The 19,089-nt window shown below is 44.6% G+C and carries 17 protein-coding genes; 14 read left to right on the top strand and 3 right to left on the bottom strand.

The genetic code is table 11. The annotated features are described in order from the left end of the window. Nucleotides 1–198 precede the first annotated feature (198 nt). The gene (locus L6I86_RS04825; RefSeq protein ID WP_056620823.1) at nt 199–417 is read left to right on the top strand and encodes a hypothetical protein; all 219 of its coding nucleotides are present in this window, start codon (nt 199–201) and stop codon (nt 415–417) included. 100 nt (nt 418–517) lie between these two features. On the opposite strand, the gene L6I86_RS04820 is transcribed toward L6I86_RS04825, so the two are convergent. Further along, nucleotides 518–2,440, bottom strand: a complete 1,923-nt coding sequence (locus L6I86_RS04820; RefSeq protein WP_236285117.1) for a glycosyl hydrolase family 18 protein — start codon at nt 2,438–2,440, stop codon at nt 518–520. 176 nt (nt 2,441–2,616) lie between these two features. Between L6I86_RS04820 and L6I86_RS04815 the strand changes: the two genes are divergently transcribed. The 8 genes from L6I86_RS04815 (at nt 2,617) to L6I86_RS04780 (ending at nt 11,917) form a co-directional block, all read left to right on the top strand. Further along, complete coding sequence (locus L6I86_RS04815) at nt 2,617–3,150, top strand: DUF309 domain-containing protein (protein WP_236285115.1); 534 nt, start codon at nt 2,617–2,619, stop codon at nt 3,148–3,150. Further along, complete coding sequence (locus tag L6I86_RS04810) at nt 3,147–3,875, top strand: response regulator transcription factor (RefSeq protein ID WP_056620831.1); 729 nt, start codon at nt 3,147–3,149, stop codon at nt 3,873–3,875. Before L6I86_RS04815 ends, L6I86_RS04810 begins: the two co-directional genes overlap by 4 nt. Beyond that, entirely contained in the window at nt 3,868–5,346 is a 1,479-nt protein-coding gene (locus L6I86_RS04805) for a sensor histidine kinase (protein WP_236285114.1), read from the top strand. Before L6I86_RS04810 ends, L6I86_RS04805 begins: the two co-directional genes overlap by 8 nt. 73 nt (nt 5,347–5,419) lie before the next feature. After that, on the top strand, nt 5,420–6,031 hold the full coding sequence (locus tag L6I86_RS04800; protein ID WP_236285112.1) for a hypothetical protein: 612 nt from the start codon (nt 5,420–5,422) through the stop codon (nt 6,029–6,031). 42 nt (nt 6,032–6,073) lie between these two features. After that, nucleotides 6,074–7,819, top strand: coding sequence for an efflux RND transporter periplasmic adaptor subunit (locus tag L6I86_RS04795; protein WP_236285110.1), 1,746 nt, complete (start codon nt 6,074–6,076; stop codon nt 7,817–7,819). A 28-nt stretch (nt 7,820–7,847) separates the two neighbouring features. Further along, a complete protein-coding gene (locus L6I86_RS04790) occupies nt 7,848–8,567 on the top strand; it encodes an ABC transporter ATP-binding protein (RefSeq protein WP_276574808.1) in 720 nt (239 codons plus the stop codon). Continuing rightward, complete coding sequence (locus tag L6I86_RS04785; protein WP_236285108.1) at nt 8,564–9,742, top strand: ABC transporter permease; 1,179 nt, start codon at nt 8,564–8,566, stop codon at nt 9,740–9,742. The genes L6I86_RS04790 and L6I86_RS04785 overlap by 4 nt, the downstream gene beginning before the upstream one ends. Nucleotides 9,743–9,766: 24 nt before the next feature. Further along, nucleotides 9,767–11,917 carry a hypothetical protein gene (locus tag L6I86_RS04780; RefSeq protein WP_236285105.1) on the top strand — a complete coding sequence of 717 codons (2,151 nt, stop codon included), beginning with the start codon at nt 9,767–9,769 and terminating at the stop codon, nt 11,915–11,917. Between the two features lie 56 nt (nt 11,918–11,973). Here the strand turns inward: L6I86_RS04780 and L6I86_RS04775 are convergent, their stop codons facing one another. Continuing rightward, a complete protein-coding gene (locus L6I86_RS04775; protein ID WP_236285104.1) occupies nt 11,974–12,552 on the bottom strand; it encodes a beta-class carbonic anhydrase in 579 nt (192 codons plus the stop codon). Between the two features lie 51 nt (nt 12,553–12,603). Beyond that, nucleotides 12,604–12,927, bottom strand: a complete 324-nt coding sequence (locus L6I86_RS04770) for an iron-sulfur cluster biosynthesis family protein (RefSeq protein ID WP_236285102.1) — start codon at nt 12,925–12,927, stop codon at nt 12,604–12,606. Between the two features lie 143 nt (nt 12,928–13,070). Here L6I86_RS04770 and L6I86_RS04765 point away from each other — a divergent pair, with 143 nt between their 5' ends. The 5 genes from L6I86_RS04765 to L6I86_RS04745 all read left to right on the top strand — a co-directional run bounded on the left by L6I86_RS04765 (nt 13,071) and on the right by L6I86_RS04745 (nt 19,083). Next, nucleotides 13,071–14,591: a carboxypeptidase M32 gene (locus L6I86_RS04765; RefSeq protein WP_236285100.1), complete on the top strand. Its 1,521-nt coding sequence runs from the start codon at nt 13,071–13,073 to the stop codon at nt 14,589–14,591. A 775-nt stretch (nt 14,592–15,366) separates the two neighbouring features. Beyond that, nucleotides 15,367–16,380: an ABC transporter substrate-binding protein gene (locus L6I86_RS04760; protein WP_236285098.1), complete on the top strand. Its 1,014-nt coding sequence runs from the start codon at nt 15,367–15,369 to the stop codon at nt 16,378–16,380. Nucleotides 16,381–16,433: 53 nt separating this feature from the next. Beyond that, the gene (locus tag L6I86_RS04755) at nt 16,434–17,207 is read left to right on the top strand and encodes an ABC transporter ATP-binding protein (RefSeq protein ID WP_236285096.1); all 774 of its coding nucleotides are present in this window, start codon (nt 16,434–16,436) and stop codon (nt 17,205–17,207) included. After that, on the top strand, nt 17,200–18,045 hold the full coding sequence (locus L6I86_RS04750) for an ABC transporter permease (RefSeq protein WP_236285095.1): 846 nt from the start codon (nt 17,200–17,202) through the stop codon (nt 18,043–18,045). The genes L6I86_RS04755 and L6I86_RS04750 overlap by 8 nt, the downstream gene beginning before the upstream one ends. 78 nt (nt 18,046–18,123) lie before the next feature. Beyond that, nucleotides 18,124–19,083, top strand: coding sequence for an aromatic acid exporter family protein (locus L6I86_RS04745; RefSeq protein WP_236285093.1), 960 nt, complete (start codon nt 18,124–18,126; stop codon nt 19,081–19,083). Nucleotides 19,084–19,089: the final 6 nt, after the last annotated feature.

Genomic DNA, 19,089 nt, shown 5'->3' with positions numbered 1-19,089 from the left:
TTATACATAACGCTTAAAATAACTTGAATGAAGGGAACGTAGATCCTTATTACATCAAAATCGAACGAATAGAGGATCCTCGCTCCCTTTCATCGTTAGTTGATCTTTGTAAGTTAGCGCATTGATGTAGGAACAAATGAGACCGCAGTCCGAATATACTTGAAGTAGCGCATCAACGAACTTCAAGGGGATGAAGGTATGGCCGAGAAGAATGAGCTACAAACCTGTGTCAGATGCAAATATGTTGCCGTGAAGGAAGACAGGTACTGTATACGGTGCGGGGCGCCGCTCAAAAACAAATGCACCAAAGAGAAATCACTTATGCACAAGGGGTGCTATAAGGTTAATAAGGCGGATGCCAAGTACTGCGCGGATTGCGGTACGGAGACGACGTTTAGCCAGTTGGGGCTCATCTAGACCAAGTAGGGCCTTATTCAATAAAAAACCTGAGACAAGGACGAAGTCCTCAGCTCAGGTTTATTTGTCTTCTTAACTATCAGGTTTTTTGTCTTCACATCTACTTCTTCTGTAACACAGCCTGCCATAGATCCGGTGTATCATAACCTAAGCGCCAAGCTGCGACACCAGCGATATCATACTTCTTAGCGATATCCATACGAGCCGTAACGGTTGCTTGGTTCTCCAACCAGAATACGAACGTGTAACCATTTTCTTTGTACTCGACCTTATATTGCCCGAATTCGTTGTCCCACGTTTGCGTAATCGATTTGGAAGCCATAAGCGCGGGAATATCTTTCATGAGAACGGTGCGATTCCCGACTAAAGCTCCTTTGGCATCCAACTGCCATTCGCGTACATAATACGGGATGCCTAGAATGATTTTATCCCGCGGAATACCGTAGGAGAGGAACTCTTGAACGCCGCCATCGGCCCAAGGAATACCAGCGACCGAACCAGGTGAGGTGCTTCCTTTCCAGAACTGATCATAGGCCATGATCACCATGTAATCGACAATGGCACCAAGTTTCTCATGATCAAAAGCGGAAAGATGATTCCATTTCACACTGCCGCGCGGCAAATCAATGGAAATGACTAAATTTTTCGCATGCGCAGCGGCTGTCAATTTTGAAATAAACGCAGTAAAGGCATTACGATCAGAACCAGCTAAGCTTTCGAAATCGACATTGATCCCTGGAACCCCCAATTGTACAGAGCGATTAACCAAAGCCGTAATAAACTTGTCCTGCGCATCACTGTTTGCAAGGAATTGTGTAGTTAAGGTAGAACTAAATTGATTGCTAACCAATGGATATACGGTGTAACCGCTTTTTTGCAACCATTTGACCGTGTCCGCATTCGAAGTATCCTTCAGAGTACCTGTGTTATCTGCCAACTCGAAATAAGAAGGAGAATCGACATCAAGTCCAATCGTATTCGATACATGAGCTTTAATGACCTCTGCGCCTGAGCTGCCGTTCCAGCCCCAGACTTGCAGCTTTTTGAAATTATCCCAAAGTATACGATTCTCCAACGTTTGAATGGAAGAATTACTATACTGTTTCCCATAGATTAGGGCTTCTGGTAGGGTTCGGAACTCACCAATGAGATTGGCGCTCTGATACACTTGATAAGAGGCATAATTGTTCCAAATCTTACGGCCATCGCGGTAAATGGCGCTGTGTCCCCATAGCTTTGCATAACTAATGGCTTCATCTACGGATGTGAATTCCTGAAGAAAAGCGTCGTTTTGAAAAACTTTATACGATTTAAGATTGCTGTACACGGTTTGTTTGGAGTTGATATTAACGACAGTAGAATTCCCCCATTTGAGCGCCTCTTGAATCGCATCCTCTAAGGAAGCAAAGCCCCAATTCGGAGCTGAAAATGTACCTTGATATACCTTATATACCAGGCTGCCTGAACGATTTGCCTCTTTCACAGCTGGGGAGATGTTATCCCATATCCATCCGTTCGAGTTCAAATCGATAATATGCGCATTTCCCCACTTTTTGGCTTCCGCAATGGCGTCAGTGAGACTCGTAAACTTCCACGAATCCTGCGTGATTTCATTTTGATAGAGTTGGTAACGCGCATAATTGTTCCACACCCAGCCCGTGGATTGTAAATCCCGAACACTTGCGTTTGTCCATTTCTTGGCTTCTGCGATGGCCTCATTCAGTGTGGCGAATTGCCACTCCGGCAGGGTAATATCTTGCTGATATACCTGATAACGCGGGAGATTGCTCCATACCCAAGTACGTGTGCCTATTTCTTCTACATGGCTGTTGGTAAACCATTTGGCATACGCTTCTGCCTGTCCATACGATGCAAATTCCATAAGCACTTGGTTGTACTGGTAGACGCGATATTTCGTCGTTTTGTCTATGCTGGAAGGACCATTGCTTGCTGCAAGAACTGTTGAAGGTAACGTCATGGAGAGAAGTAAAGTACCGCTAAGTAACCATTTTCCGATTTTCATTCATTCGCCTCTTTCTAGTAAACTACTCTATTGGACGCATGAACTAGTAGATTGGTTGCGCTTCCGACTAGTTGGAAGTTCATGGATGACCGCGCGAAATTGGACGATGACCTGACTTTTTAGTAACATGAGAGATATTGATTTACCGTGATGAACTTAAGGTGAGGGGAATACAAATGACGCAATATCCAGAGGCATACACCGATTATTTATGTTATTTTCACGGAGCGCGGGATTATTTCGAATGTCATGAAGTGATGGAAGAGTATTGGAAAGAGCATCCCAAGGATCCAGCTAGATTAACGTATGTTGGGCTTATTCAAATCGCCGTGGGGATGTATCATAGCCGAAGAGGGAATTATGCGGGGGCTGTGAAAATGCTGCGAAGTGCAGCAAATAACCTCCAGTCGGAGGATGTTCGCACGTTGGGACTAGACGATGTGGAGCTGCAAGCGAGAATTGTGCAGGCTTGGCAAGCGATCGAAACCGAGAACTATCTCTTTGAAGATATGAATTTGCCTATATCTGATCCTGAGTTGTTGAATTTATGTTTAGAGTTATGTCAGCTCAAAGGGTGGAACTGGCAAACGTCAAGCCCGATGTCAGATGAGATGATTATTCACAAGCATACGCGAAGAGATCGATCCGAAGTGATTGAAGAGCGAGCGAGACAACAAGTTATTCGAAAGGAATTAGGTGAAAACCGATGAATTCGGAAGGTAAAATTCTAGTCGTTGAAGATGAAACTAATATATCTGAGGTTGTTAAGTTATATTTGGAGCACTCGAATTATGAAGCCATACAATTGTTTCGCGGTGGTCATGTACTGAAGACCATCATGAACGAGAGGCCAAGCTTGGTGCTGCTTGACATTATGCTTCCAGATATTTCTGGCTACGAGTTGTGTGAGCAAATTCGAAAAATGGATGCGCCTTTTCATCATACACCGATTATTTTCTTAACGGCGAAAGGGGAGTCCTTGGACAAGCTGAGAGGTTTTAATTTGGGTGTAGACGATTATTTAGTGAAGCCCTTTGACCCGAACGAGCTCATTGCGCGGATTAAGGCAGTACTTCGGAGAACCATGCAACCGCCTGCTGATATGACGGGTCCGCAAAGCTCTCCTCGTAAATGGTTGGAAATGGGAAATATTATGATCGACTTAGAGCAGTATCGCGTTACGGTTGGCGGCAATCGTATTGAATTAACACCTAAGGAGATTGAACTATTGTTTTTCTTAATGAGCAACCCGGGGCGTGTATTTACACGTGAAGATTTACTGGGGTATGTGTGGAATTTTGATTTTACGGGAGGCACACGTACGGTAGACGCGCATGTGAAGAACCTAAGGAAGAAGTTAGGCCAGCATGAGACTTGGAATATTCAAACCCTTTGGGGGATTGGGTACTCGTTTGAGGTTGTACAGCATGTTTAAGCGTTGGGTCATGGGGAAATACAATAGCTTATATATTAAAATTTTCCTCTCTTTTCTCGCGACCTGTGTACTTTTTTTTATTGCGCTTTTCGTGTTTTGGAATTCTTATTTTACGGATCTTTTCTATAAGGATAAAATCGAACTTCTTGAAAAAAGAAATACAGAAATTATCCGATTATTGGATTCCGTTCAGGATGGCACGATTTCTACACGTGAGTTGAAATATACAGTTCGGATTTTAGCTAGAAGCATTAATGGACAAGTCTGGCTCGTAGATGACAAAGGAAACATAGCGAATGGTTCTTCAGATAGTGAAGGAAGAGCGATTCCGAAGCAGATGGACACTTTATTCATTGATGGTCTGCACGGACGTTCAGGACATAGCATGATAAGTCTAGAAACGCCGGATGGGAAACGAAATTTATTTGCCTACTATGCGCCCTATCAATTGAATGAACAACCGATGGTCATCATTCTTCATTTCCCTGCAGGTGATATTAGTGAGGTCATCTCTGCAGTGCGTCTTAACCTCTGGTTACCTCTGCTGTTTTCTCTCATCGCAGTTGGCATTATCCTGTTCGTAGTTTCCCGTAAACTTGCAGGGCCGCTGCAACAAATGAATCGTGCAGCTTTAGAATTAGCTCATGGAGATTTCAAGACGCGTGTTCCTGTCAATTCACAGGATGAACTTGGGCAGCTGGCTAGAAGTTTTAACTTTATGGTGGAGCAGTTGGAGGAGTGGGAGGAGACGAGGCAGGAGTTTCTAGCTAATGTCTCTCATGAACTCAGATCACCTTTGACATCCTTACGTGGTTTCATCGTTGCCATGAATGATCATATTATCCCCCAAGAGAAATATCCGCACTATTTACATATTTGTGATCAAGAGGTACAGCGGCTGCAACGACTTGTCACAGATCTTCTGGACCTTGCTCAGATTCAAAATGGGGTGGATGTATTTCGATTACGTCCAGTTGACATTATCGAATTAGTTGAGGACTCACTCGAGTTATTGAAGCCTGCTATTGTGGAGAAGAACATTTCATTGCATCTCATTTTGCCTGACGAAAATACGGATGGTTGTTTCGTACAATTAGACCCCGATCGATTTGCCCAAATCATTCGTAATTTAATGTATAATTCGTTGAAATTCACCCCTGAAGGGGGCACTTTAACTGTTGCATTAGAAGAGCATGAGAAAGAAGTCCATCTGTATATTAGAGATACAGGAACTGGGATGACGGAAAGTGAGTTATCACGAATTTGGGATCGATTCTATAAAGCGGATGAAGCTCGAACATCCGATTCGGATGATGCAATTTCGGGAACAGGGTTAGGACTAACCATTGTGAAACATCTGGTCACGGGAATGAAAGGCAAGGTTTCCGTTCGCTCCCGAATTGGCGAAGGTACGGAGTTTCACATTGTTTTTCCAAGAAATCTTGAAATGTTCACAAAATCGTCACAATAGTATCATACTTCATACACATTTTTCACCTATCCTTTTGCTGATGGATAGGTTTTTTTGTGGAGGTGTATATTGGATGAGCATTCGTACACGCGTTATTTTGCTGTGTGTGATCCTCACGACCTTCTTGTTAGTCGGTTGTACCAAACAGGATATTGGACAAGCCGAATCCTCTGCAACTGGGAACCCGACTATGCCTGCTTCCACCCAAGTCTCGCAAGAGCTCCCTATGGCTGAAGATGTACAGAATGCAACAGAACAGCGGCTGGTTATGCTATTTCAAGGGTTAATCGTGATGGATCGACAACCGTTATTAGCATTGACTGCAGAGCAATCTAGATCCATTTTGCCCATCGTACGCAAAAGTGAAGAAGAAGGCAGCATTGACGAATCCGAACGTAAAGCCGTCATCCAAGTGTTAACGAATGAACAGAAAGCTTATTTGGATGAACAATCGAAGCAATTGAAGCAACGTATCGCGGAACGAGTGAAAACTCACAGGGAAGCGCTAACGGCGGCGGAGAGGGAGCGATTTGTAAACGCTTTCGAAAAAAGGAGGAAGTCTGAGCAGCGGGTTGAAGCTGGTGTGACAGAGCAGGTAAACAATGTTGTGCCATCTCTGGACACACGAGGAATGGGGACCAGTGTTGAAAAGCAATTAATCGAAATGCTGATCTCGAAGTTGTAAGGTCATGTACAAGCGCACAAATGCTAAGGGGGAAGTAACAGAATGAAATTTTTTCGCAGTAAATGGTTCATTTTGATTGTGGCAATTCTCGTTTGCGCTGGTGGTTCCTATGCGTATTTAACGAAAGGGAAGAAATCGAAAGCAGCAGAGGCTAAAGAAGTTACGGTTGATGTTAAAAAAGGGAACATTCGCTCCTCCGTTTCGGGAACAGCTCAATTTGAGCCCAAAGATACCCAAACCATTTCGTCGACGGAAAATGCTAGCATCAAATCGATTAACCTGACACGTAATCAAGCGGTTAAAGCGGGAGATGTGCTGATCGAGTTGACAAGTTCAAACTTGGAAAACGATCTTCAAGATGCCAAGGTGACTTATGAGCAATTGGAGAAAGATTTGAATACGAAGCAGCAACAAAAAGGAATAACAGGCGTAACGGCGCCAATTAGCGGGAAATTAACGTATGCCAATATTGATGTTGGTGCAACGATTAATAAATCAACGAAAATCGCCACGATTGGCGATGCAAGTACACTAACAGTAACCTTGCCATTTTTTGTGGAGGATGCTGCACAACTACATAAAGGCGACACCATAGACATAACGGTTGATGGTTTCATGATCACCAAAACAGGAACGATAGCGGCCATTTCCAAAGACCCGAAATCGGATGGTAAGGGTGGTAAGCTTGTCGATATCGATATTCAAATTAAGAATGACAATTCCATGGATGCAGGTTTGAATGCAATGGGATCTGCAACGATTGGCGGACGTACGGTTGATTCGCAAGGGAAAGCCGCACTACAGTACGTACAAATTGCTACAGTACTTGCAGGTACGACGGGCAGTATTTCCACAATGCCTTTCAAAACAGGTGTAATTGTACACCAAGGTGATCTGCTTGCCTCCTTCCTAAATGATACCTTAGACGATGATATAACGACGGCGCAAGCTGCGCTAGAACGTCAGAAGTTGAAAGTGGATGCGGCACAAGATCGTGTAACGGCATTGAAAATTCTAGCTCCTTTCGATGGCGTATTCTCAACAGATTTCGTGAATAAAAAAGTGGATATTCTTAGCAACTTCAGACCGGGAACAAGGGTTTCAAGCGGGACTCAGTTTGGTACTGTAGCAAGTTTTGCCAAAATGCAGCTTCCTGTGCAAGTGGATGAGCTTGATTTACCTAATATTAAAGTGGGGATGAAAGCGGAAATTAAGGTTGACTCTTTCCCTGGACGCACATTCCCAGCAGAAGTGACACAAGTTTCTACGGTTGGTACAACAACGAACGGTGTAACGTTCTACGATGTTATTTTAGCCACCGAAAATAAAGATAATGTGTTGAAATATGGGATGACGGCAACAGGTGAAATTTTGATTCAGGATAAAAAGGACGTGCTGTATATCCCGCCTGAAGCGCTTCAGCTGCAACGAGGTAAACGTGTAGTAACCGTGAAGAAAGCGGATGGGACATCAGAACCTGAACATGAAGTGAAAATTGGTATTCGTTCGACAACGCAAATTGAGATCACGGATGGACTTAAAGAAGGCGATAAAGTCGTATTGCCTGCGGCTGTTAGAAGACAGCAGAATCTAAGTACAGATGAGATCAATCGCTTAAGACAGCAATTCCAGCAAGGCGGCGGAGCCGGTGGCTTTGGCGGTGGCGGAGCAGGTGGCTTCCAGCAAGGTGGAGCAGGTGGAGCTGGCGGAGCAGCAGGTGGTAATGCTGGAGGCGGAGCTGCACAGCGTACTACCGGTGGTGGTAATGCCGGTGGCGGTAACAGATAAGGCTGCCCTGAAAGGAGCTATTTCTTTGATGAATATCATTGAACTGAAAGATATAACGAAAACGTATAGGCGCGGTGAGGAAGATCTTCCCATTCTGCGTAACATATCGTTATCTGTTGCCGATGGAGATTTCGTTGCCATTATCGGGCCCAGTGGATCCGGTAAATCGACACTGATGAATACGATCGGCTTGTTGGATGTGCCAACATCAGGCAGTTACACCTTGGACGGTGTCGTAACGGAGCGTATGAGTGATAATGAATTGGCAGAGCTTAGAAATCAGAAGATCGGCTTTATTTTTCAACAATTTAACCTGCTACCAAGACTAACCGCGATGGAAAACGTTGAGCTCCCGATGATCTATGCTGGCATTGCTAAGAAAGAGCGTAAGGAACGTGCGAATGCGATGTTGAAAATGCTGGGCATGGGAGAACGTGGTCATCACCGGCCAAGTGAGCTGTCAGGCGGTCAACAGCAGAGGGTAGCCATTGCACGGGCATTGGCGATCTCACCCTCGCTGATTTTGGCAGATGAGCCGACAGGTGCTTTGGACTCGCGTACAGGTGAGGAAGTGCTGGAGCTTATCCTGGAACTGAATGCACAAGGTAACACCATTGTTCTCATTACGCATGATCATCATATCGCGGATAATGCAAAGCGTGTCGTTGCCCTCCGCGACGGCGTCATCGTGGATGATTATCGGAATGACACGAAGAAGTCGCTAGTGCAGCAAGAGGTGAGTGTATGAAGGTAAGTGAACTGATCCGGATGTCGCTTCGGACGATCATTTCAAGTCCGCTGCGTACATTCCTGACCATGCTTGGCGTTATTATTGGCGTAAGCTCAGTTGTCACACTCGTTTCCATTGGACAAGGAACTTCGGAAGCTATTGCGAAGCAATACGAGAACATGGGAACGAATTTGCTCGTCGTAACCGCGACGGGGAATGGGCGTGCGACACAGCTCAGTTATGATGATTTGATGAATTTTGAGAATTTCCCAGAATTCAAATCCATTGCGCCGACGATGTCGAAGAATGGTTCTAATGTTAAATATGATCGCACGCAAGAAAAATATAACGTACTTGGAACGAATGACCGCTATTTCGACATCATCAAAGCGAAAATCGACAAGGGTCGAAATTTGTCGCCGACAGATCTTGAATTTCGTTCGAATGTAGCCATTCTGGGAAGTGAAGTCACGAAGAAATTTTTTGGGACATTGAATCCAGTTGGTGAAAATATCAACATTGATGGTGTTGTTTTCAACGTGATCGGTACACTTAAGGAAAAGGGATCTAATATTGGAGGAGCTTCTGTAGACAGCTCAGTTATCGTGCCGTTAGAATCTGCTAGACGTCAATTCAAGCTGGGTCAAATTCGAACAACGTATGTCGAAGCACCTACGAAGGACGATATTTATACAGCGCAAGAGACGATGAAGCAGTACTTGACGTATAAATTCAAGAGCGATACGGGATTTGTATTAACGAATCAGGACGAGTTGTTGAAAGCACGGACTGAAGCAACGAATACACTTACGAATCAATTAGTGGCGGTTGCCTTGATTTCCTTGCTCGTCGGTGGAATTGGAATCATGAATATTATGTTAGTTACAGTAAGTGAGCGAACACGTGAAATTGGGATTCGCAAATCAATTGGGGCTAAGCGTCGTAATATTTTGCTTCAATTCCTAGTGGAAGCGGTCGTTATTAGTGGTATGGGTGGTTTAATTGGACTGCTGCTAGGCATCGGATTCTCATATGCTTTACCGTATTTTAGTCCGAAGCAGTCGACCAGTCTTTCCTTTAATGTAGGCCTTTATTCATTCTTATTCTCTGTATTAGTCGGAGTGGTTTTCGGTTTATATCCGGCTAACAAAGCATCTAAACTGCGTCCGATCGACGCATTGCGTTCTGACTAAATGTAACTACAAGGAGGACTCCCAGTGATCCAACAACGTAAGATGAAACGACTGCTCAGCCGTTCGGCTTTAATGCTAACCGCTGCAAGCTTTTTAACACTTCCTCTGGCAACATCAGCTTTCGCTGGCAAGGAAGGTGTATTTCTCAGTGATTCCGTCTATTTTACTTTGGACAAAGTGTCGTTATCGGTTGGTGCCGAGGATGGTTCGCTTCGATTCTCATTAGGCTTGAACAATCATAGTGATGCTATCGTCGATTTCAATAATTATGGCGTAAAAGTCATTGATGCCAATGGCATTACGTATACTGCGAAGCTCAATGAGAAGGTTGTTGCACGTGTGAAGGCAGGAGAAACGGGGACGTTTAAATTTACGTCTGAAGTTCCGAACAATCTGACACCTTCCGATTTGAAGGTAGATATTTTCCGATGGAATAATAATACGACATCTGATATCGGTGCGCTTTCTGTCGAATCTGCGATGGTCGAAACAGGTCAAACGTTGGAACAACAAGCCGTTATTAACTTAAAAGAGATTGATACGACGCTCGCTGAAGAAACGTTAGTTACCGCTAAATTAGGACAAAGCTATAAAGTGTACAAAGATGGCGTGTGGATGGTCTATACGGATCTGACTCTGTCAAACGAAAGCAGTGCCAGTGTGAAGCTGCCAGATGGACTAGAACTCAATTTCCAAGACAGCAAAGGGTTGACGTATGGCGCTCAGTTTGTTGCTAATGTAGGTGCCTTGCTTCCTGATCAGCCTGTGACAGCGACGCTTCAAGCAGCTGTTCCCGCTACACTGGATACGAGTAAATTATCATTGCTGTTCTCGCCTAAAGGAAAAGTGAAAACGACACTTCTGGGTACACTGAATGCAGCTAAAACCTTCTCAGTAGGCCGTCTTAGTGACAAAATTGACTACCCGAATAAAGATGCGAGTGATGCTTTGAACGGGCTCGTGATGTCGACCTCATGGGCATCAGCTGTTCAGCAAACAGATGGGTTGCATGTGCAAGCGAATGTGACATTGACGAACGAAAGTGATGGCATTGTTACAGTTCCTAACTTGACTGGAGAATTCCAGGCGAGTCGTAGTAATGTAGGTGTGTCATCGAGCGATAATGCCGTTCGTTCTGCCTACTTATCTCCGAACGAGTCGACGACGTTCCATTTCCAAGGTGTTGTACCCGCTTCACTAAATGCAGAAGCGTTACAACTGGTCGTACTGGAGAAGCAAAGCGCGGCTGCCCCCACAACTACTGGAGCAAGCACAGGAACAGGAAATGGTTCAGGAACAGGTGCTGCAGGTAACGCGGATAATTCGAAGCAAGCAGCTTCGCTGCCCGTTTCCGTGACTTCACTTGCAGGTGCAGGTGTTGCTGGCGAAGCGACAACTTATGCTGCTGCGTCAGCGTATAAGATCGGTGAACCATTTAAGCTAGCCTCGACGAACAGCATGGATTCCAATATAGATATGTCGCTCGTTGAACTAGGAATGAGTGTGAACACAGACTTTGGGTATAAGACAGTTGTTGCGAAATATAAATTAACGAATAAAAGCACGACAACATTGGCTTTGCCTGATTTCCAAACCGATCTGACGAATGAAGATGGATACACCTATACAGGTGTGCGTCAAACGAATGTGGCCAAAAACATTGCACCAAACACGAGCTATGTGTTGAATTATTCGTACATGGTGCCAGATAATGAGGATGCAGATAAACTTGCATTAAACCTCTATGATACGAATCGTTTGGCAGTGGGTTCATATAAAACAGAAGTGCAGCCAATCCCAGCAACGGGGCCAATTTCAGTGTATCCATTTACGATCGATTTCGATGATTACTCACTTAGCGCTACTTATAGCAAAGATGGGTCCTATAGTTACCGTTTACGATTAGATCTAGATGTGCAGCGACAAGCACAAGTTATCACAGATGCGAATTTCTCTTCACTCGTGTTTGAGGTTGTGGATACCGAAGGACGCTTACTGAGCTCCAAACCAATGACCTTTACAGGTCAGCAAAGGATTTTGTCTGGCGTTCAGTTCCTCGAATTTACAAATATTAGATCTGAGCAACTGAATACAGGCTCCTATTTCAACATTTATGAGGTTATCTCTACTCCGAATGGTGAAGCAAAACGCTTGATCCGTACAATTAAGCCATAAAGGTTACAAAAAAAGAGTAGGTCCAGTTTAGAACTGGATCTACTCTTTTTGGTATGCTACAACAACTCTGGTGCAGGCGGATATGCCGCATCAACGAGGTCTAAGCGACCAGTTTCTGGATCGATGATCATACCGTGAACGGGTAAATTTTTGGGAAGTAATGGATGATTTCGAATAATATTAACGCTTTTCTCAATTCCCTCTCGAACATGATTGAAGCCGGTTAGCCAACGCTTCAAGTCAATACCAGCATGTCCCAGTGTTTCAAAGACATCGTCGGAGATGCCTCTGGCCTTCGCATTCGCAATGACGACTTCTGAATTGAGTCCTGTCATACCGCAATCATAATGCCCGATGACGAATACTTCATCAGCCTCCAGCTGATAGACAGCGACAATAATACTGCGCATAAGACTGCCGAAGGGGTGAGAGACGATAGCGCCAGCATTTTTAATAATTTTGGCATCTCCATTATGAAGATTCATTGCCTTAGGAAGTAATTCGACAAGCCGCGTATCCATACACGTGATGACAACCATTCGTTTGTCTGGAAATTTCGTGGTCAAGAACTCTTGGTATTGCTTGGTTTCTACGAAATCCTTGTTGTAACTTAAAATCTCATTGACTAAAGACATGGGTTTCCCTCCAGGTAAGTTGATGTGCTGCATGTCTATGTTTGTGCAGCTTTATCGGTTATCGACTAAGCTCATACCCGCATTGTAAATCTGATTATTACTCTTCAGTATATAGGATTTATTGCCTTCATGGAAGTCGATTTTCATGTTGTCCTCGAAAAAGATCTCGTCCTTCGCTTTATATATCAATGGAAACGAATCGGTTACAGCGGAGATATCTTCAGCATTTGCCGCAGAAACCAACCACAAGGTAGGTACGCCATTCACGGAGCAGCCACAGCCTTCTGTATCAAAAACGAGCTTAAGAAGGGTGTTGTTTTGATCCATCCAAGGCGTTAATCGTTGTCTAGCTGTATCGGTAAATGTAATGTTCATAAGGTCATCTCCTCACTTAGTTGCAAAACAAACAGAATGTTAAATAAAGGCTAGTCCTTATTCTACCACATTCAAATCGAAATTTGATTCTAACCCTCGTTGGAAGTATGATAATTATGAAACATTTGGGAGGAGTTGAGCACATGAGTGTTGGTGTTGTAAATGCCAAGTTGGCATCGTTCAAAGCTTATGTTCGTAAAATGAAGCAGTACGAAGAGGCAATCTCTTTGATTTATTGGGACATGCGGACAGGTGCTCCAAAAAAAGGGATCGAAACACGTTCTGAGGTTGTCGGTGAGCTCTCCACCGAGGTATTTCGAATGTCTACGTCGGAAGAGATGGGCGATTATGTTAATTTCTTCATACAGCCGGATGAGCTGGAGCAGTTAGATCCCATTTCCCGCAAAATGGTGCAGGAATGCAAAAAAGAATACGATCGCAGCAAAAAAATTCCAGCTGACAAATATCAAGCTTATGTCGTGTTAACCTCACAAGCAGAGTCTGCATGGGAAGGCGCGAAGCATAATTCGGATTGGGCGTCTTTTCAACCATATTTGGAGAAAATCGTGGCGGCTACTCAAGAGTTTATTGAGCTGTGGGGCTATGAAGGGCATAAATATAACACCTTGCTGGATATGTACGAGCCAGGGATGACCGTTGAAAAGCTGGATGAAGTGTTCGGTACCCTGCGAGAAAAAGCTGTGCCACTCCTTGCGAAGATTAGTGCATCAGCGAATCAGCCGAATCGCTCCTTCTTAGATCAACAATTTGATATTGGGAAGCAAAAGCAATTCTCGCTTTCCATTTTGAAACAAATGCAATATGACTTTGAAGCAGGTCGCTTGGACGAAACGGTTCACCCGTTTGCAACAGCTTTGAATCCTGGAGATGTGCGGATTACAACCCGATACCTGCCTAATGACATCACATCAGCCTTATTCGGAACGATTCATGAAGGCGGACATGCGCTGTATGAGCAAAATATTTCTACAGACCTCGTAGGTACGAATCTCTGCTCTGGTACTTCGATGGGGATTCACGAGTCGCAGTCCCGCTTCTGGGAGAACGTTATTGGCCGCAGCAAACAGTTCTGGGATCGCTATTACGGTGAACTTCAGACGACTTTTAGCGGGCAAATCGATGAGGTTGGCGTAGACGATTTCTATCGTGCTATTAACCATATCGAGCCATCCTTGATCCGAATTGAAGCGGATGAGCTTACGTACAACTTACATATTATGATTCGCTATGAGCTGGAAAAAGGGCTATTCAGCGGTACGATCGCTGTAGCGGATTTACCTGCGGCGTGGAATGCCAAATACGAGGAGTATTTGGGAGTTACGCCTCCGAACGACGGCGAAGGTGTCCTACAGGATGTACACTGGTCTGGCGGTGCATTCGGTTATTTCCCATCGTATGCGCTTGGGAACATGTACGCGGCGCAATTCACAAACACGCTTCGCAAAGAACTGCCTAACTTTGATAGCTTTATTGCTGAAGGCAACCTAGCACCGATCAAAGAGTGGTTGACAGAGAAGGTTTACCAGCATGGTAAACTGCTGACACCGAACGAAATCATTCAACAAGTAACAGGCGAGCCGTTGAATCCGGAGTACTTGGTGGCGTATCTGGAAGAGAAGTACTCTGAAATCTATGGCATTTAGTAATTACAGAGCTCTATGTTGTTATTCATAAGAGTGTGAGATAAAACAGCTTTCCTGACGGTTTTTTCGTCGGGGGAAGCTGTTTTTTTTGTGTCTTGCTGCTTGTCTATTATCTCCCAAACGGCCATCACCCTGATGAAAAATACTTTACTCGCAACTAAATGGCTCCCCTCGCTATGACATTTATTTGTCTCACACCTAATCCACCATTTATCTTACCCTCAACAGCTACTGTCTCGATTAGCTTCCCACTCACGATCAACGTTCCTTCCCAACATCAACAGCTACTGCCTCGATCGACTAACTTCTCCCCATTTACTTATTCCACCGCCACCAAGCTCCCCCTCCGCATCAAAGTTTCAAATAGGCATCTTTGATTAGCACAATTCGTACCTTTGAGCAAAATTGTTGCATATAGGCACTTATTTTTGAGATTTCATGCCATTTAGCAATAAATATTGAAAAATAGTTGCACTTTCGCACTTATTTCTAATTTGCTCCTCGAAAAGCATCAAAAGGTTGCACATTTGCACTTTTGCCATCGGAGAAGTCGCCAACTTCAACGTTTCGCCTCGCGATAGGATTGGAGGATTGCGATACGCTCAAAACCTCATTCTATCCCTCAACATGTCTTCGTGCACATGCACAAACAGATCAGCATCTTCGGCATAAAAACCAAATTTTATCAACTCGATTAGCTTTTCTGGAAGAACCATTAACCGACGTCTGGGCTCCTGCATAGGATACATTACAATTCAAATCGGAGGGACGTCCTATGAACAATCGGAAAAGATGGGGATTCACATTATCCGTCGTTCTGCTCTTAAGCTTAATCGCTTCAGCGTGTGGAACCAAAACGGAAGAAACAACGAAGGTGCGCATTGGTGAGGTGACGCGTTCCTTGTTCTATGCACCGCAGTATGTTGCGCTATCACAGGGCTTTTTCAAAGATGAAGGGCTCGATGTGGAACTGACAACAACACCTGGTGGAGACAAAACGATGACTGCGCTGCTCTCGAATGCCATTGATGTTGCGCTTGTTGGATCAGAAACATCGATTTACGTGTCACAACAAGGCTCGGATGATCCAGTTATTAATTTTGCACAATTGACCCAAACGGATGGCACTTTCCTAGTTGCTCGAACTAAAGTCGATAAGCTGGATTGGAATGCACTCAAAGGGAAAGTATTCCTTGGGCAACGTAAAGGCGGTATGCCGCAAATGGCTGGCGAGTTCACGCTGAAGAAGCACAACATCGACCCGCAGAAAGATTTGCAGCTAATCCAAAACATTGATTTTGCGAATATCGTATCGGCTTATGCTTCGGGAACTGGTGAATACGTACAGCTATTCGAGCCGCAAGCATCGATCATTGAGAAAGAGGGCAAGGGTTATGTACTTGCATCCTTTGGAGTTGAAAGCGGACAGCTGCCTTATACCGTGTTTATGTCAAAGCAAAGCTTTATCAAAGCCAACCCCGCCACCATTCAGAAATTCACGAATGCGGTTCAACGGGCGCAGCTATGGGTTGCCGCGAAAAGCGTAGATGAAATCACAGAAGCGGTATTGCCTTATTTTAAAGATATCGATGTCGCGATTGTGAAAAATGTTGTGAAACGATACAAAGATCAGGGCTCTTTCGCAACAGATGGCATTGTGGATGAGAAAGAATGGAATAACTTGCTTGACGTGATGACATCAGCTGGAGAGCTGAAAGAGAAAGTGGCCTGGAGCAAACTGGTGAATAACACTTTTGCAGAAAAAGCGAAATCAACCGTTAAGAAATAATCTCTTGCACGAACTACTCAACGCAGGATGAAGATAAGAGGAGGTTTGGTGCCATGGACACAGCTGTTCAGGTCGGAGATGTCACACAGGTTTACGTAACTGAGGAGCGGGCAACGCTTGCCTTACAAGGAATATCATTTGACATAGCGAATGGCGAGTTCGTCAGTCTGATTGGACCTAGTGGTTGTGGCAAAACTACCCTCTTATCCATCATTGCGGGACTCCTTCCACCGACGTTAGGCCGAATTATCGTGGCAGGGCATCACGTTCAGGGTCCATCGCCCAAAGTGGGTTACATGCTGCAGCAGGACTACTTATTTCCTTGGCGGACGATTGAAGCTAATGCTTGTATGGGACTGGAAATCGCAGGCACTCTGACGAAAGAGAAGAAGCAGGGGGCGCTTCACTTATTGGAGGAAATGGGTCTGCTAGCATTCAAAGATTATTATCCTGCACAATTGTCTGGCGGGATGAGACAGCGCGTTGCACTTGTTCGAACATTGGCAACAGAACCTGAGCTGCTACTATTAGATGAGCCTTTCTCGGCACTGGATTATCAAACGAAGCTGCAGCTAGAAGATTTGGTTGTAGAGACGCTGCGCGCCAAGAAGAAAACAGCGATTCTGGTCACGCATGATATTTCAGAAGCGATTGCGATGAGTGATCGCATTATCGTACTGGCTCCGAATCCAGGGCGAATTCGCAGGTCGTTTCTAATGCCAGAGGTGGTAAGGGCAGCTGTGCCATTTGAAGCGAGGGAATTGCCTGAATTTCATGCACTATTTCGGCAAATTTGGCAGGAGTTTGGGGGTGTGCAGCATGGATAATCAGGATAACCACCAGCGCATCCAAACCAATCAACCGAATGAGACATTAAAGCAGGACGTACATCAGCGTTTTCTGAAGGCGAGAAAGAGAGAGACGAAGTGGGTACGACTTTTTCAAGCGGCCATTTTACTTCTATTTTTATCCCTATGGGAGTTAGCCTCACGTTTGAAGTGGATTGATGTCCTGCTTTTTAGCTATCCGACCAAAGTATTCGCTCTCCTGTGGGAGAAACTGCTCGACGGCACGCTGCTTCCACATGTAGCAGTCACAGTAGAGGAGACGATTATTGGATTTTTCTTAGGAACGATACTGGGAACCGCATTAGCGGTAGTTATTTGGTGGTCACCATTTCTGTCGCGTGTGCTGGATCCTTACATCGTCGTGCTGAATAGTATGCCTAAGGTTGCTCTGGGGCCATTATTTATTGTCGGATTTGGTCCTGGCTTGCTCTCGATTATCGCAACAACACTGTCGATCACGGTCATTATTACAACGCTTGTCGTTTATGGCAGCTTCAAGGAAGTGGATCATAACTACGTCAAGGTCGTAAAGTTATTTGGAGGCAATCAGCGTAAAGTATTTCTTAAAGCTATTCTGCCATCATCGTTTCCTGCTATCGTTTCTACGCTGAAAGTTAATGTGGGCTTGGCCTGGATCGGCGTCATCGTTGGTGAATTTCTAGTGTCCCAGAAGGGGCTGGGATACTTAATCATATATGGTTTTCAAGTCTTTAACTTCACCTTAGTGATCTCTACTCTGTTCGTAATCGCAATTGTCGCAACGGTGATGTATCAGCTTGTAGCCAATTTAGAGAAAAAATTAACGAAGCATCGGTAATCAGGAAAGACTTGCCACAGCCCCATGCAAAATGAAATAATGAGCCCATAGAAAAACCTGTAAAAGAGGTGAAACACTATGGGCTTTCGTGTGCTCAAAACAGCCATTGCGGTCATAATCGCTATGTATCTGGCGTATATATTAGGGGTTCATACGCCTGGAGCAGCGGGGCTTCTTGCCATTCTGGGCATTGAAGTGACGAAAAAGAAAGGCATCCAAAGTGCCTTGCACCGTATCGCGGCATCCATTCTGGCACTTCTCATCGGTTCGGTTTTATTTAACCTGCTTGGGTTCCATATTTGGGTCGTTAGTTTATTTATTCTTATCGTGTTTCCAGTTCTAGTACGGTTACGGATTACCGAGGGGGCTGTGACTGGTGCAGTCGTAATGCTGCATCTTTTTGCTTATGAATCAGCGAACTGGCCGACTGTACTTAATGAACTAATCTTGCTTGTTATTGGACTGGGTTCAGCTACTCTTATCAATATTGCTTATATGCCGAAGGCTGACGCCGCACTTATCACTCATAAACAACAAATCGAAGGATTGTTTTCCGACATTTTTGTCAACATTGCAAAGCATCTTCGGGATAATACGGTGATTTGGGATGGGAAAGAACTTCTCGAAGTCAGTGAGGAAATTGAACGCGGGGCGAGCTTGGCGAAACGGTCAATGGAGAATACGTTGTTGTTTGGTTGGGATCCCTATTGGCGCGTTTATTTCTACATGAGAGGCGAACAGCTGGAGTCGATCCATCGGATGATTGATCTTGTTGCCGGGGTTTATCAGACCTTGCCACAAGGAGAGTTGGTTGCTGCGATCTTCGAAGATATTAGCCAATCTGTGAAGGAAGACTATTATACAGGGGAAGCAGAGAAAGAATTACAAGAGCTGAACGCTCGTTACAAGGGAATGCCATTGCCCGAGAGTCGAGAAGAATTCGAAGTGAGATCAGCGATTTTACAGCTTAACAGAGAGTTAATGCACTACTTAGCTATTGCCAAAAAGCAAAAAAAACACCGACCTGAAGCGGGTTGACTCTGA

Origin of the sequence: Paenibacillus allorhizoplanae (assembly GCF_927798215.1) — a bacterium.
GTDB lineage: Bacteria > Bacillota > Bacilli > Paenibacillales > NBRC-103111 > Paenibacillus_E > Paenibacillus_E allorhizoplanae.
The sequence above is the reverse complement of the archived record's forward strand: the minus strand, read 5'-3'. Positions and strand labels throughout refer to the sequence as shown.

What these genes read in the sequence shown, in the direction of transcription:
- L6I86_RS04745 (WP_236285093.1), top strand. Translation starts at nt 18,124, where the DNA reads ATGGGCTTTCGTGTGCTCAAAACAGCCATTGCGGTCATAATCGCTATG.
- L6I86_RS04760 (WP_236285098.1), top strand. Translation starts at nt 15,367, where the DNA reads ATGAACAATCGGAAAAGATGGGGATTCACATTATCCGTCGTTCTGCTC.
- L6I86_RS04805 (WP_236285114.1), top strand. Translation starts at nt 3,868, where the DNA reads ATGTTTAAGCGTTGGGTCATGGGGAAATACAATAGCTTATATATTAAA.
- L6I86_RS04800 (WP_236285112.1), top strand. Translation starts at nt 5,420, where the DNA reads ATGAGCATTCGTACACGCGTTATTTTGCTGTGTGTGATCCTCACGACC.
- L6I86_RS04750 (WP_236285095.1), top strand. Translation starts at nt 17,200, where the DNA reads ATGGATAATCAGGATAACCACCAGCGCATCCAAACCAATCAACCGAAT.
- L6I86_RS04815 (WP_236285115.1), top strand. Translation starts at nt 2,617, where the DNA reads ATGACGCAATATCCAGAGGCATACACCGATTATTTATGTTATTTTCAC.
- L6I86_RS04795 (WP_236285110.1), top strand. Translation starts at nt 6,074, where the DNA reads ATGAAATTTTTTCGCAGTAAATGGTTCATTTTGATTGTGGCAATTCTC.
- L6I86_RS04810 (WP_056620831.1), top strand. Translation starts at nt 3,147, where the DNA reads ATGAATTCGGAAGGTAAAATTCTAGTCGTTGAAGATGAAACTAATATA.
- L6I86_RS04790 (WP_276574808.1), top strand. Translation starts at nt 7,848, where the DNA reads ATGAATATCATTGAACTGAAAGATATAACGAAAACGTATAGGCGCGGT.
- L6I86_RS04775 (WP_236285104.1), bottom strand. Translation starts at nt 12,552, where the DNA reads ATGTCTTTAGTCAATGAGATTTTAAGTTACAACAAGGATTTCGTAGAA.
- L6I86_RS04770 (WP_236285102.1), bottom strand. Translation starts at nt 12,927, where the DNA reads ATGAACATTACATTTACCGATACAGCTAGACAACGATTAACGCCTTGG.
- L6I86_RS04825 (WP_056620823.1), top strand. Translation starts at nt 199, where the DNA reads ATGGCCGAGAAGAATGAGCTACAAACCTGTGTCAGATGCAAATATGTT.
- L6I86_RS04765 (WP_236285100.1), top strand. Translation starts at nt 13,071, where the DNA reads ATGAGTGTTGGTGTTGTAAATGCCAAGTTGGCATCGTTCAAAGCTTAT.
- L6I86_RS04785 (WP_236285108.1), top strand. Translation starts at nt 8,564, where the DNA reads ATGAAGGTAAGTGAACTGATCCGGATGTCGCTTCGGACGATCATTTCA.
- L6I86_RS04755 (WP_236285096.1), top strand. Translation starts at nt 16,434, where the DNA reads ATGGACACAGCTGTTCAGGTCGGAGATGTCACACAGGTTTACGTAACT.
- L6I86_RS04820 (WP_236285117.1), bottom strand. Translation starts at nt 2,440, where the DNA reads ATGAAAATCGGAAAATGGTTACTTAGCGGTACTTTACTTCTCTCCATG.